Genomic DNA, 14,185 nt, shown 5'->3' with positions numbered 1-14,185 from the left:
CCTCTGCGCATTGGGGAATGTTCATGGACGTACAGGACGGAGGCCACGCGCCGCCGATGAAATGGGGTTGGCGCTACCTGGCCTGGGCCGGTCTGCCGCTGCTGGCCGGCCTGCTGCTGGCGCGCTATGCCGGCCCGGGCGTGCCTGCGGCGGCGGCCAAGGCCGAAGCCGTGGTCGGGGCCGACTGGGCCCATCACCTGACCTCCCCGCTGGGGCTGTTCCTGCTGCAGCTGCTGGTGCTGCTGCTGGTGGCCAAGGGCGCGGGCGCGCTGCTCAAGCGCCTGGGGCAGCCGGCGGTGATCGGTGAAATGGCCGCCGGCCTGATGATGGGGCCGCTGGTGCTGGGCAGTCTGCTTCCGCAGGTCCATGGCCTGCTGTTTCCGGCCGCCTCGCTGGGGCCGCTGGGTATGCTCAGCCAGTTGGGCGTGCTGATGTTCCTGCTGGTGGCCGGTGCCGAACTGGACCTGGGCGCGCTGCGCGGGCGCCGCCGGTTCGCCTTCACCGTCAGCCATGCCGGCATTGCCGTGCCGTTCGTGCTGGGCGTGCTGCTGGCGGTGTGGCTGTACCCGCAGCATGGGCCGCAGGGCGTGGGATTCACCGCGTTCGCGCTGTTCGTGGGCGTGTCGATGAGCATTACCGCCTTCCCGGTGCTGCTGCGCATCCTGGCCGACCGTGGCATCACCCACAGCCCGTTGGGGCAGACCGCCATTGCCTGCGCCGCACTGGGCGATGCCACCGCGTGGTGCCTGCTGGCGCTGATCGTGGCCGCCGCGCAGGCCACCGGCTGGCTGACGGCCAGCCTGAACCTGGTCTGCGTGGTGCTGTTCGTGGCGATCATGCTGGGCGTGGTCAAGCCCTGGTTCGCCCGCCAGCAAGTCACCGCGGGGCGCGAGGGACGCTGGCTGCTGGGCATCCTGCTGCTGGCCCTGGCCAGCGCGCTGGTGACCGAAGTGCTGGGCATCCACGCGTTGTTCGGTGCGTTCGCCGCGGGTGTGGCGGTGTCGTCCAACGAGCAGCTGCGGCACCTGCTGATGGCGCGGGTGGAACCGTTCGCGGTGACCCTGCTGCTGCCGCTGTTCTTTGCCATGACCGGCCTGCGCATGCGCGCCGACGCGCTGCAGACCCAGGACATCGTGTTGTGCCTGGTGGTGATTGCGGTGGCCACGGTGGGCAAGCTGCTGGGCACCTTCAGTGCCGCGCGCAGCACCGGCATGCCCAGCCGTGAGGCCTGGCGTCTTGGCGCACTGATGAACACCCGCGGTTTGATGGAGCTGATCGTGCTGAACCTGGGCTACGAACTGGGCCTGCTGGGCGATCGTCTGTTCGCGGTGCTGGTGATCATGGCGCTGGTGACCACCGCGATGACCGGACCGCTGTTGAACCTGATCGAGCGCCGCCGCGCGCCCCGGTAGCGTCGAGCTTGCTCGACTTCCGCAGTTGTAGAGTCGAGCTTGCTCGACTGAACCAGGTCCAGCAACAAAAGCAGTCGAGCAAGCTCGACTCTACGTTCAAAGCAGTCGAGCAAGCTCGACTCTACGTAGAAGGTGGTCGAGCAAGCTCGACGCTACGGTTGCCGCGCCGGCAGCAGGGTCATCGTGTGTTGCGCGGGGCCGGGCAGGAACGGGGTCGGGCGGCCGTGTACCCAGTCTTCGTGGCCGGCGCCCCAGTACGGCGACAGCGGGTGCCCGCTCTGCCCGCCGGGCATGTGCACGATGCCGTCGGCCTCGTGGCCGGGCGACACCACCATGCGCTGCGATGCGCCGAAGTTCGGCCCCTGCACACGCGGCATGTCGCGGTCGCCGGGCAGCGGATCGGCCGGCATGCACAGCCAACGCTGGGCGAAGGCGGGCAGGGCACGTGCCACTGGCTGGCAGATGGCCGCGGTGTTGCGTTCGCCCCAGGTGCGCTGCTGCAGCGGCCCTTGCCGCGACAGGTCGGCCTCCAGGTCGCGCGCGGCCGTGGCCAGCAGGTCGTCCCAGCTGGCCACGCCCGCTGGCAGCAGATTCGCCGGGCGCTGTTCCAGCATCGGCCAGACCACGCCTTCCAGCTGCGCCAGCCGCGGCGGCAGGAAGTCATCGCCCAGGCGCGCCTTGGCCGGGGCCAGCAGGGCGCCCTCCACGGCATCCAACACATTGCCGCGGAAGCCGCGGGTGATGCGGTAGCTGACCGAATCCACCGACGCGCGTCCATCCCAGTGCGCGTTGGCTGCATGCAGCCGCTGCAGCGCGGGGTCACTGCTGTTGGCGGTGACCGCCTGCAGCAGCGCCCACCAGCGCTGCAGGAACACCGCGCGATCATCCAGCTGGATGGCCAGCAGCGCGTGTTCGTCGAAGCGATCGCGCGCGACCAGCAGGTCACGGATCTGCTGGCCCCGTGCGCCGAGGTCGTAGCCACCGTTGCCGACGGTGGCCAGTCGTTGCTCATCCACGACCCGGCTGTTGGCGGTCCACAGCCGGTGGTTGGGCGGGTCGAGCAGCGCCGGTGCCGCATCGCTGCGGATGCCCCAGGGCGCGCAGTCGGGCGTGTCCGGGTTGTCGTTGAAGCCCTGCGGCAGGCAGCCCAGGCCACGGTCAGGACGTGCGCCCACCAGGCGCCAGGCGATCCGCCCGCTGCGATCGGCAATGACCAGGTTCTGCGCCGGGATGCCGGCGTGGTCGGCCACCTTCAACGCCTGGTCCAGGTCACCGGCGCGGGCCATGTCGGCGAAATCCATGCGCACCGCACCGGGTAGCTGCGCGACCCAGCGCAGGGCGTCGCCGCTGCCGTCTGCATGCGTGTGCACGATCGGTCCCCAGGCGGTTTCGCGCACCGGGAAGCGCACGGCCGCTTGGCCGGCCACGTCGATGCGTTCCTCGTGCACGGTCACCGTGGCATCGGCCGGTTCGCGGCGGAAGTCGGCCGTATCGATGTAGCTGTTGGTGAAGCCCCAGGCCACGTGCCCATTGCTGCCGACGATGACGGCCGGTACGCCGGGCAGCGAGAAGCCGCTGATATCGACCTGGCCACCGGGCGCGTCGGGATCGGGATAGCGCAGTCGCACGCGGAACCAGAGCGCCGGCGCGCGCAGACCCAGATGCATGTCGTCGGCCACGATGGCGCGGCCATCAGCGGTGAGGGTGCCATCGACGGCGAAGTTGTTGCTGCCCACCGCATCGGCGTCGGCCGCAGCGGCAGCCGGTGCCGCCTGCAGGCTGCGCAGGTCCAGCTGGGTGGCGTCAGGCAGTGCCGCGTTGCCGCGCGGTTCGCCCAGCAGCGGCGCATCCCACTGGCTGCCATCGTGGGCCAGCAGCGCGTACAGCGCCGGCGGCACCACCGTGCGGATGCGCGCCAGCGCCAGTTCGTTCTGGTTGGCCGGGTCCTGCAGGTCGGCATACATGGCCAGCCCGGCCAGCACGCTGTCGCTGGCCTGCCACGGCTGTGGCGCCTGGCGCAGCAGCAGGTAGGCCCAAGGCCGCACCGGCAGCGCGGCCAGCCCTTCGTTCACGCCGGCCACGTAGGCCTGCACCACCGCCGGTTGGCTGCCCAGCGCCTGCGCACGATGGGCGTCGGTGCGTGCGCGCAGGCGATGCACGCGCATGCGCTTGTCGGCCTCGATCGCGGCTGGGCCGAACAGCGCCGCCAGTTCGCCGGCGGCACTGCGCCGCATCAGGTCCATTTCGAAGTAACGCTCCTGCGCGTGCACGCGGCCCAGTGCGCGCATGGCGTCGGCCTGGTTGGCCGCAGTGATGGTGACCACGCCCCGCGCGTCACGGTCCACGCTGACCGCCGCGGACAGGCCGGGCAGGGCGCGTTCGCCATCCAGGTCGGCCAGGCTGCCGCGCAGCAGCAGCCAGATCGCCAGGCTGGACAGTACCGCCAGAGCCAGCACACACCACAACAACCGCAGCAGCCAACGACGCATGGACAGGGGCCTGTGAGCAGGTGAACCCCGATTCTAGCCACCGCCGGTGTCCGGGCGCATCGCGAGCGCAACTGCGACTGATTCTGATTAGATCACCGTGATTGCAGATGGGGCACCATGGGCGCCATCGATTCACAGGAGCTCCCCCCATGAAAGGCAATCCGGACGTCATCGCCTGCCTGAAGGAACTACTGCGCGGCGAACTTGCTGCCCGCGACCAGTACTTCATCCATTCCCGCCGCTACGAGGACCAGGGCCTGTTCGCGCTGTACGAACGCCTGAACCACGAGATGGAAGAGGAAACCCAGCACGCCGATGCCCTGCTGCGTCGCATCCTGTTCCTGGGCGGCGACCCGGACATGCGTCCGCACGCCAGCGAGCCGGGCAAGACCGTGGAAGAGATGCTGCAGAAGGATCTGGATACCGAGTACGCCGTGCGCAACAACCTGGCGGCCGGCATGAAGCTGTGCGAGGAAAACGGCGACTACGTCAGCCGCGACATCCTGCTGGCGCAGCTGAAGGACACCGAAGAAGACCACGCCTGGTGGCTGGAACAGCAGCTGGGCCTGATCAAGCGCATCGGCCTGGAGCTGTACCAGCTGAGCAAGATCGAAAGCGGCGGCGCCCCGGCGCATTGATCCGCAGGTGGCGCCGGGCGATGCCCGGCTGCCTCGCTTCATGTAGAGCCGAGCCATGCTCGGCTGCTGTTGGATCCGAGTCGAGCATGGCTCGACTCTACAACGTTCTGTCGCCCGCCAGCACCGGAGCACCGCGCGCCAGCTCTCGCCAGCCAGCCGCTCCACCGCCCGCCAGCAGACACGAAAAAGCCGGGGATTGCCCCGGCTTTTTCGTGTCTGCTGGCCGCCGGGGCGTGTCAACCAAGGTTGACACCTACCGAAGCGGGAGGCCGGGGGCCTGGGGTCAGAGCCCTTTCCGTGGGAAAGGGATCCGACCCCGCTGCGTCATTCCACCGACAAGCCTTCCACCTTCTGCCAGCCGCGCGGCAGCAGGTGGCCGCGGGTGGCGCGGGCGCCCAGGTAGGCTTCCAGTTCGTTGAACTTCAGGCCCATGGTGCGCTGGCCGCTGCGCACCTGCAGGGTCTGGCCCGGGCTGATGGCCACCACGGCCACCACGCGCTCGGTGGCGAGCTTGGCCTTGGGGATCTCGATGATCTTGTTGCCCTTGCCCTTGTCCAGTTCCGGCAGGTCGCTGGCGGTGATCGCCAGCAGGTTGCCCGAGCTGGTGACCGCCACGATGCGGTCGGTGGCCACGTTGGCCACCACCGCCGGGGTCAGTACCGACGAGCCGGCCGACAGGTTCAGCATGGCCTTGCCGGCCTTGTTGCGGCCGATCAGGTTCTCGAAGCGGGTAACGAAGCCATAGCCGTGGGTGGACGCCAGCACGAAGCGGGTGTCCGGCTCGGCGCTGGCCAGGGTGACGAAGCTGGTGCCCGGCGCCGGCGAGAAGCGGCCGGTGAGCGGTTCACCGTTGCCGCGCGCCGAGGGCAGGGTATGCACCGGCGTGGAATAGGCGCGGCCTTCGCTGTCGAGGAAGGCGACCTGCTGGGTGCTGCGCGCGCGCACCGCGCCCTGCAGGGCGTCGCCATCGCGGTAGGACAGGGCGGACGCATCGACGTCGTGGCCCTTGGCGGCACGGATCCAGCCCTTCTCCGACAGCACCACGGTCATCGGCTCGCTGGGCACCAACTCGGTTTCGTCGATGGCCTGCGCGGCCTGGCGCTGCACCAGCGGCGAACGGCGTGCATCGCCGAACTTCTTCGCGTCGGCCTGCAGCTCGTCGCGGATCAGCTTCTTCAGCTTGGCCTTGCTGTCCAGGATGGCAAGGATCTTCTCGCGCTCCTTGGCCAGCTCGTCCTGCTCGCCGCGGATCTTCATTTCTTCCAGGCGGGCCAGCTGCTTCAGCTTGGTTTCCAGGATGTACTCGGCCTGGTCTTCGGACAGGCCGAAGCGCGCGATCAGCGCCGCCTTCGGTTCGTCCTCGGTACGGATGATGTGGATCACCTCGTCCAGGTTCAGGAACGCCACCAGCAGGCCTTCCAACAGGTGCAGGCGGCGCTCGACCTTCTGCAGGCGGTGCTGCAGGCGGCGGGTGACGGTGCTGCTGCGGAATGCCAGCCACTCGCTCAGCAGGGTCTTCAGGTTCTTCACCTGCGGACGCCCGTCCAGGCCGATCACGTTGAGGTTGACGCGGTAGCTGCGCTCCATGTCGGTGGTGGCGAACAGATGGCCCATCAGCTGTTCGGCGTCCACGCGGTTCGAGCGCGGCACCAGCACCACGCGCACCGGGTTGGCGTGGTCGGATTCATCGCGGATGTCTTCCAGCCACGGCAGCTTCTTGGCGCGCATCTGTGCGGCGATCTGTTCGATCACCTTCGACGGCGACACCTGGAACGGCAGCGCGGTCACCACGATGTTGTTGGCTTCCTTGGTGAAGGTCGCACGCGCACGCACGCTGCCGTTGCCGGTTTCGTACATGTTGCGAAGGTCGTTGGCCGCGGTGATGATCTCGGCGTTGGACGGATAGTCCGGGCCCTTCACGTGTTCGCACAGGTCGCGCACGCTGGCGTCGGGGTCATCGAGCAGGTGCAGCAGGGCGCTGACGATCTCGTTGAGGTTGTGCGGCGGCACGTCGGTGGCCATGCCCACGGCAATGCCGGTGGTGCCGTTCAGCAGCAGGTGCGGCAGCCGCGCCGGCATCCAGGTCGGTTCCTGCAGGGTGCCGTCGAAGTTCGGCGCCCAGTCGGTGGTGCCCTGGCCCAGTTCGCCCAGCAGCACTTCGGCGATCGGGGTCAGCTTGGATTCGGTGTAGCGCATGGCCGCGAACGACTTCGGGTCGTCGCTGGAACCGAAGTTGCCCTGGCCTTCGATCAGCGGGTAGCGGTACGAGAACGGCTGGGCCATCAGCACCAGTGCTTCGTAGCAGGCGCTGTCGCCGTGCGGGTGGTACTTACCGATGACGTCACCGACGGTGCGCGCGGACTTCTTCGGCTTGGACGCGGCATTCAGGCCCAGCTCGCTCATCGAATAGATGATGCGGCGCTGCACCGGCTTCAGGCCGTCGCCGATGAACGGCAGGGCGCGGTCCAGGACCACGTACATGGAGTAGTCGAGGTAAGCGCGTTCGGCGTACTCGCGCAGCGGCAGTTGTTCGAAACCGTGGAACACGGGGCGGGCAAGTTCGGTCATGCGGCGTTGTTACCTATGTCGGGAGGCGAAGACGGCGGTCGGCGCTCTCAATACGCTGATTATCCGGATGCGGCGGGGGATGCCAAGCCACGCGCAGGGTCCAGGGTCGATTCCAGGCCGTTGCCGACCCGGGCCAGGTAGCGGCCGGGGGGCAGGCCGAAGTGGCGGCGGAACACGGTGACGAAGGCGCTGGCGCTGCTGAAGCCCAGTGCGTGGGCGATGTCGGCCACGCTGTGGCCTTCGCTCAGGCGGCGCAGGGCTTCGGCAAGGCGCGCCTGCTGCCGCCATTGGGCGAAGCTGAGGGTGGTCTCGTCGCGGAAGTGGCGGGTCAGGCTGCGCGGCGACAGCCCGGCCCAGTGCGCCCAGTCGGCCAGGCTGCGCTCATCGGACGGTTCGGCCAGCAGCTGCGAGGCGATCTTCAGCAGGCGCCGGTCGCGCGGCATCGGCAGGTGCATGCGCTGGCGGGGCGCGTTGCGGATCTCGTCCAGCATCACCTGGATGATGTGGCGACGGTCCTCGCTGCCTTCGTATTCCAGCGGCCATTCACAGATCCGCTCGGCCACCGCCTGGGCCAGACGGGACAGGCCCAGCACGCACGGGTCGGCCGGCAGGTCTGCGCACAGGGGCGCGGCCAGGGCCATGCCCCAGCCACGCATCGGCCCGTCCAGGCTGACCGTATGCGCTTCCAGCGGCGGCATCCAGCCGGCCGAGCCCGGTGCCAGCGACCAGGTGCCGTGCGAGGTGCGGGTGGTCAGCAGGCCGCGTTCCACGCAGATCAGCTGCGCCCGCGCGTGGTGGTGCCAGTCCACTTCACGGGCCAGGCCCTGCGGGCTGTCGAAGCGGAACGCGATGATCGGCGGGCCGTCGTTGCGCTCGAACCAGTCCAGCGCCACCTCGCGCAGCAGGGTCGGCGGGCCCGGTTCACCGGCGTTCACGCGGGACGGTGGTGGCTGGAAAGTGACATTCATTGGCTGGATTGTACTACCGGGCCAGTCCGGAGCCCCATTAAGGTGTGCGCCTTCGTCGAATCCAGCCCATTGCTGCAACACAGCATTTGATGCCAGGTCGAATATTTCCATTGAGAAATATTTTTTTTGGAAGAAAATGCTCTCCCATGATCTGTCCTCCCTCGACCCCTGCCGGCTTCGGCCCCCCCAGCTTTGGCCTGCTGCTGCGCCAGGTGCGCGACGGCCTGGTCCGCCAGCTCGACGCGTCCATGGCCGAAGAAGACCTGGGCATCGGCTTCACCCATTACATCGGCCTGAAGCTGCTGGCCCGCATGGCGCCGTGCACGGCCAACGAACTGGCCCAGGCCATCGACCAGGTGCCCAGCGCGGTGACCCGCCTGCTGGACAAGCTGGAAGCGCTGGGCTGCGTGCGCCGCGAGCCGCACGCGCAGGACCGCCGGGCCCTGCAGATCGTGCTGACCGATGAAGGCCGCGCCCTGTGGGCACGGCTGCAGAAGCGCGGCGACGCGGTGATGGATTTCGCCCTGCGCGATCTGTCCGCCGACGAGCGCGCGCTGTTGTTGTCCCTCCTGACCCGTATCCGCGATTCCCTGACGACCCCATGAACCCGATCCCGTCCCTTACTCTCCGCCGGTCCGGGCGTGCGCTGCTGGTATCCGCGCTGGCCCTGGCCCTGGCCGCCTGCGCCAGCAGCCGCGGCCTGACCCCGCAGGGCCACGTCCTGGACGTGGACAGCCTGCACAGCGAACGCACCCTGGCCGACAGCGACCTGAGCGCGGCCGGCTTCCCCGCCCAGGACTGGTGGAAGGCCTTCGGTGACGCGCAGCTGGACGCGCTGATTGCCGAAGGGCTGGCCAGCCACCCCAGCCTGGACGCCGCCGATGCGCGCCTGCGCCAGGCCCAGTCGCAGGTCGGCACCGCACGCGCTGATCGCCTGCCCAGTCTGTCCGTGTCCGGTGGCTACACCGGCGTGCGCCTGCCCGAATCGATGGTGGGCGATGAGGTGGGCGGCCATTACGGTGGCAGCGGCCAGGTTGCCTTCGATTTCAGCTACGGCATCGACCTGTGGGGCGGCAAGCGCGCCGCCTGGGAAGCGGCCGTGGATGGCGCACACGCGGCCACCGTCGACGCGCAGGCCGCGCGCCTGAACCTGTCCACCGGCATTGCCCAGGCCTACGCCGAACTGGCCTATGCGTGGCAGCTCAATGATGTGGCCGAGGAAGAACTGGCGCGTTCGCAGAAGTCGCTGGAACTGACCCGCCAGCGCCGCCGCGCCGGCATCGACAGCGACCTGCAGGTGCGCCAGGCCGAGGCCCGCGTACCGGCCGCGCAGCAGCAGCTGCAGGCCGCCCAGCAGCGCATCGACGCCGGCCGCACCGCACTGGCCGCGCTGGTCGGCAAGGGCCCGGACCGCGGCCTGTCGATCGAACGCCCGCAGCCGCTGAACCCGCTCGCCCTGCAGTTGCCGGGCGTGCTGCCCAGCGAACTGCTGGGCCGTCGCCCGGACATCGTTGCCGCGCGCTGGCGCGTGGAAGCGGCCGACAAGCAGATCAAGGTGGCCAAGACCAAGTTCTACCCGAGCTTCAACCTGACCGCGCTGGCCGGCGTGGTCGCGCCCAACGTGGGTGACCTGCTGCAGAGCAGCTCCACCTTCGCCTACATCGGCCCGGCGCTGAGCATGCCGATCTTCGAAGGCGGCAAGCTGCGCGCGAACCTGGCCAACACCGACGCGCAGTACGACCTGGCCGTGGCCAACTACAACCAGGCGGTGCTGGACGCGCTGCGCGACGTGGCCGACCAGGTCAACGCGGTGCGCTCGCTGGGCCAGCAGGCGCAGTCGCAGCAGCAGGCGGTGGATACCGCGCGTGCTGCCTTCGATATCGCCCAGCAGCGCTACCGCGCCGGCATCGGCAGCTACCTGGACGTGCTGAGCGCGCAGTCCATCCTGCTGCAGTCGCAGCAGCAGCTGGCCGGCCTGCAGTCGCAGCAGGTGCAGACCTCGGTGCGCCTGAGCAAGGCGCTGGGTGGTGGTTTCCAGCCCAGCGACGCCGACCGCGCACCGATCGCCTCCCATTCCGATTCCTCGCATTCCTGAAGATTCCTGCCATGAGCCAGACCCAGACTCCTGCGGCACCCGCCGCCCCCAACCGCCGCGGCAACCTGCTGCGCGGCCTGTTCGTGATCGTCGTGCTGCTGCTTGCCGCACTGGCGCTGTGGTACTTCATGTTCGGCCGCTGGTTCGAAGAAACCGACGACGCCTACGTGCAGGGCAACCTGGTGCAGATCACCCCGCTGGTGCCGGGCACCGTGGTCGCCATCAATGCCGATGACGGCATGCGCGTGGAGCGCGGCCAGCTGCTGGTGCAGCTGGACCCGGCCGACACCTCGGTGGCGCTGCAGCAGGCCGAAGCCAACCTGGCCAAGACCGTGCGCCAGACCCGTGGCCTGTACCGCAGCGTGGAAGGTGCCCAGGCGGACTTGAACGCCCGCCAGGTGACCCTGAAGCGCGTGCGCGAAGACTTCGCCCGCCGCAAGGACCTGGCCGCCACCGGCGCCATTTCCAATGAAGAACTGGCCCACGCCCGCGACGAGCTGGCGGCCGCCGAAGCGGCCGTGGCCGGTTCGCGCGAGACCGTCGAGCGCAACCGCGCGCTGGTCGATGACACCGTGATCGCCACCCAGCCGGACGTGCAGGCCGCTGCCGCCCAGTTGCGCCAGGCCTTCCTCAACAACGCCCGCGCCGGCATCGTCGCGCCGGTCACCGGCTACGTTGCCCGCCGTTCGGTGCAGGTGGGCCAGCGCGTGCAGCCGGGCAACGCCCTGATGGCCGTGGTGCCGACCGAACAGATGTGGGTGGAAGCCAACTTCAAGGAAACCCAGCTGCGCCACATGCGCCTGGGCCAGGAAGTGGAGCTGAAGTCGGACCTGTACGCCGGTGATGTGAAGTACACCGGCCGTATCCAGAGCCTGGGCCTGGGCACCGGTTCGGCGTTCTCGCTGCTGCCGGCGCAGAATGCCAGCGGCAACTGGATCAAGATCGTGCAGCGCGTGCCGGTGCGCATCGCCATCGATGCCAAGCAGCTGGCCGAACACCCGCTGCGCATTGGCCTGTCGATGAAGGCCGAAGTGAGCCTGCGCGACCAGAAGGGTGAAGTGCTGCCGACCGCTGCCGCCAAGGGCACCGTGTTCGACACCGATGTGTACGCCAAGCAGTTGCACGATGCCGATGAGGTGATCCACACGATCATCCAGGGCAACCTGCCGCAGCAGGCCAAGGCGAGCTGAGGTCGGCCATGTCCGCACAAGCTCCAGCCGCGCCCGGAACGCCGGGCGCACCGGCGGCGCCGGGTGCGGCCGCCGGATTCCTGCCGCCCAGCGTGGCCCTGTGCACCGTGGGCCTGGCGATGGCCTCGTTCATGCAGGTGCTCGACACCACCATCGCCAACGTCTCGCTGCCCACCATCGCCGGTAACCTCGGCGCCAGTTCGCAGCAGGCCACCTGGGTCATCACCTCGTTCGCGGTCAGCACGGCCATCGCGCTGCCGCTGACCGGTTGGCTCAGCCGCCGCTTCGGCGAGCGCAAGCTGTTCATCTGGGCCACGCTGGCCTTCGTCATCACCTCGCTGCTGTGCGGCCTGGCGCAGAGCATGGGCATGCTGGTGGTCTCGCGTGCGCTGCAGGGCTTCGTGGCCGGCCCGATGTACCCGATCACCCAGTCACTGCTGGTGTCGATCTATCCACGCGAGAAACGCGGGCAGGCGCTTGCCCTGCTGGCGATGATCACCGTGGTCGCGCCGATCTGCGGCCCGATCCTGGGCGGCTGGATCACCGACAACTACAGCTGGGAATGGATCTTCCTGATCAACGTGCCGCTGGGTATCTTCGCCGCGCTGGTGGTGGGCAACCAGTTGAAGGGGCGCCCGGAGCAGATTGAAAAGCCGAAGATGGACTACGTCGGCCTGGTCACCCTGGTGATCGGCGTGGGCGCGCTGCAGCTGGTGCTCGATCTGGGCAACGACGAAGACTGGTTCGCGTCGACCAAGATCGTGGTGCTGGCTTGCGTGGCCGTGGTGGCGCTGGCGGTGTTCCTGATCTGGGAACTGACCGACAAGGACCCGATCGTCGACCTGAAGCTGTTCCGCCACCGCAACTTCCGCGCCGGCACGCTGGCGATGGTGGTGGCCTATGCGGCGTTCTTCAGCGTGTCGCTGCTGATCCCGCAATGGCTGCAGCGTGACATGGGCTACACCGCCATCTGGGCGGGCCTGGCCACGGCGCCGATCGGCATCCTGCCGGTGATCATGACCCCGTTCGTCGGCAAGTACGCCTCGCGCTTCGACATGCGCATGATCGCTTCGTTCGCGTTCGTGTTCCTGTCGTTCACCAGCTTCCTGCGGTCCAACTTCAACCTGCAGGTGGACTACGCGCACGTGGCCGGCGTGCAGTTGATCATGGGTGTGGGCGTGGCGCTGTTCTTCATGCCGGTGCTGCAGATCCTGCTGTCGGACCTGGACGGTCGCGAGATTGCGGCGGGTTCCGGCCTGGCGACGTTCCTGCGTACGTTGGGCGGCAGTTTCGCTGCGTCGCTGACCACCTGGCTGTGGGCGCGACGGACCCAGGTGCACCATGCCGACCTGACCGAACACATCTCGGCCTACCAGCCGGGCATGCAGGACCAGGTGACCGCGATGGGGCAGGGCGACCTGCAGCATGGCGCAGCGGTGCTCAACAACATGATCAACCACCAGGCGTCGCAGATGGCGTTCAACGACATCTTCTACCTGTTGGGCTGGACGTTCCTGGCGATCATCGCCTTCCTGTGGCTGGCCAAGCCGCCGTTCGGTGCCGGCGCCGGTGCCGCGTCCGCCGGCGGGCATTGATCGTTCATTGCCGTTGAAATGCAAAAACCCCGCCGCAAGGCGGGGTTTTTGTTTGCCCCGCATCCACGCCATGCGTGGATGGATCCAGAGGCCGTGCACTCTGCAAACCCCGGAAACGAAAAAACCCGCTTTCGCGGGTTTGATCATCTTGAGTCATGGTGCCCAGGAGAGGACTCGAACCTCCACGGTTTTACCCGCTAGTACCTGAAACTAGTGCGTCTACCAATTCCGCCACCTGGGCGACTCAGGAGAGAAATTGTGCGGTACGCACGCCAATGTGTCAACACAATTTCACACTTATTTTTCAGTGCGAACGCCCAGGTGCTGCAGCAGGCTGCGCATCGGCGCCGACAGTGCCTGCGCGTCGGCGAAGCACGCGCACAGGCGACGCTGTGCCCAGGCATCGTCGAGTGGAACGGCAACGGTGCCCGTGCGGCGTCGGTGCTGCTGGGCCAGCGTGCGCGGCATGATGCCCACGCCGATGCCATGGCCCACCATCGTGCACAGCCCTTCGAAGGTTTTCATGCGGATGCGCACATCCAGCACGCGACCAGCCTCGGCCGCCAGTTCTTCCACATAGGTCTGCAGGGCATTGCCGTCGGCCAGCGCGACGAAGGTTTCACCCAGCACATCGGCGAAGGACACGCTGCGACGCTGGGCGAAGCGGTGGTGGCCGGGCAGCAGCATCACCAGCGGATCTTCGGCTACCACATGGCGTTGTAGTCCTTCGGCCGGCACCGCGTCGCTGATGATGCCGGCTTCGGCCTGGCCGGCGCCGAGCGCGCGCACGATATCGGTGCTGGTGCGTTCGTGCAGTTCCACCCGCAGCCGCGGCCGCTGGGCCAGCCAGGGTGCCAGGCGCGAGGGCAGGTAGTTGGTCAGCGCAGCGGTGTTGGCGTACAGGTGCAGGGTGCCGCGCGCACCGTGTGCGAACGCCTGCAGTTCGCCGCGCAGCTGCGCCTGCTGCTGCAGGATCAGGCGCGCATGGTGGGCGAGGGCGGCGCCGGCTTCGGTCAGGCTGACACCGCGTGGATGGCGCGTCAGCAGGGAGCTGCCGGCATCGGCTTCGATCGCGCGCAGGCGTTCGCTGGCCGAGGCCAGGGCCAGGTTCGCCTGTGCCGCGCCGGAGGTGATGCTGCCTGCATCGGCTACGGCCAGGAACAGGCGCAGATCGGCAATGTCCAGTCGCATGGGGAGAGCCTCGGCGCGGGCTTGCCTTCGGGTGGTCCG

Annotated in this window: 10 protein-coding genes and 1 tRNA gene; 6 read left to right on the top strand and 5 right to left on the bottom strand. The window is 68.4% G+C overall.

What is annotated here, in order from left to right:
* Positions 1-17 precede the first annotated feature (17 nt).
* The gene (locus tag AC06FA_RS02775) at positions 18-1,412 is read left to right on the top strand and encodes a cation:proton antiporter (protein ID WP_478067010.1); all 1,395 of its coding nucleotides are present in this window, start codon (positions 18-20) and stop codon (positions 1,410-1,412) included.
* 152 nt (positions 1,413-1,564) lie between these two features.
* Here the strand turns inward: AC06FA_RS02775 and AC06FA_RS02770 are convergent, their stop codons facing one another.
* A complete protein-coding gene (locus tag AC06FA_RS02770; RefSeq protein WP_478067009.1) occupies positions 1,565-3,901 on the bottom strand; it encodes a penicillin acylase family protein in 2,337 nt (778 codons plus the stop codon).
* Between the two features lie 149 nt (positions 3,902-4,050).
* Here AC06FA_RS02770 and bfr point away from each other — a divergent pair, with 149 nt between their 5' ends.
* A complete protein-coding gene (bfr, locus tag AC06FA_RS02765) occupies positions 4,051-4,539 on the top strand; it encodes a bacterioferritin (protein WP_108749081.1) in 489 nt (162 codons plus the stop codon).
* Between the two features lie 324 nt (positions 4,540-4,863).
* Here bfr and parC read toward each other — a convergent pair whose 3' ends face one another.
* Together parC and AC06FA_RS02755 are read right to left on the bottom strand one after the other, a co-directional pair.
* The gene (gene parC / locus AC06FA_RS02760; protein WP_312706085.1) at positions 4,864-7,107 is read right to left on the bottom strand and encodes a DNA topoisomerase IV subunit A; all 2,244 of its coding nucleotides are present in this window, start codon (positions 7,105-7,107) and stop codon (positions 4,864-4,866) included.
* A 59-nt stretch (positions 7,108-7,166) separates the two neighbouring features.
* The gene (locus AC06FA_RS02755) at positions 7,167-8,075 is read right to left on the bottom strand and encodes a helix-turn-helix domain-containing protein (protein ID WP_478067008.1); all 909 of its coding nucleotides are present in this window, start codon (positions 8,073-8,075) and stop codon (positions 7,167-7,169) included.
* A 146-nt stretch (positions 8,076-8,221) separates the two neighbouring features.
* Between AC06FA_RS02755 and AC06FA_RS02750 the strand changes: the two genes are divergently transcribed.
* Genes AC06FA_RS02750 through emrB form a run of 4 tightly spaced genes read left to right on the top strand, consistent with a single transcriptional unit; the run spans position 8,222 to position 12,955 of the window.
* On the top strand, positions 8,222-8,680 hold the full coding sequence (locus AC06FA_RS02750; protein ID WP_312706083.1) for a MarR family winged helix-turn-helix transcriptional regulator: 459 nt from the start codon (positions 8,222-8,224) through the stop codon (positions 8,678-8,680).
* A complete protein-coding gene (emrC, locus tag AC06FA_RS02745) occupies positions 8,677-10,170 on the top strand; it encodes a multidrug efflux transporter outer membrane subunit EmrC (protein WP_478067007.1) in 1,494 nt (497 codons plus the stop codon). The genes AC06FA_RS02750 and emrC overlap by 4 nt, the downstream gene beginning before the upstream one ends.
* An 11-nt stretch (positions 10,171-10,181) precedes the next feature.
* The gene (gene emrA, locus AC06FA_RS02740) at positions 10,182-11,360 is read left to right on the top strand and encodes a multidrug efflux MFS transporter periplasmic adaptor subunit EmrA (RefSeq protein ID WP_108749086.1); all 1,179 of its coding nucleotides are present in this window, start codon (positions 10,182-10,184) and stop codon (positions 11,358-11,360) included.
* An 8-nt stretch (positions 11,361-11,368) separates the two neighbouring features.
* On the top strand, positions 11,369-12,955 hold the full coding sequence (gene emrB, locus AC06FA_RS02735; protein ID WP_478067006.1) for a multidrug efflux MFS transporter permease subunit EmrB: 1,587 nt from the start codon (positions 11,369-11,371) through the stop codon (positions 12,953-12,955).
* A gap of 156 nt (positions 12,956-13,111) precedes the next feature.
* On the opposite strand, the gene AC06FA_RS02730 is transcribed toward emrB, so the two are convergent.
* Both AC06FA_RS02730 and AC06FA_RS02725 read right to left on the bottom strand, forming a co-directional pair.
* Positions 13,112-13,196 (bottom strand) — tRNA-Leu (locus AC06FA_RS02730).
* Positions 13,197-13,252: 56 nt separating this feature from the next.
* Positions 13,253-14,146: a LysR substrate-binding domain-containing protein gene (locus AC06FA_RS02725; RefSeq protein ID WP_478067005.1), complete on the bottom strand. Its 894-nt coding sequence runs from the start codon at positions 14,144-14,146 to the stop codon at positions 13,253-13,255.
* Positions 14,147-14,185: the final 39 nt, after the last annotated feature.

The organism is Stenotrophomonas sp. Steno-C17 (assembly GCF_056393165.1).
The sequence above is the reverse complement of the archived record's forward strand: the minus strand, read 5'-3'. Positions and strand labels throughout refer to the sequence as shown.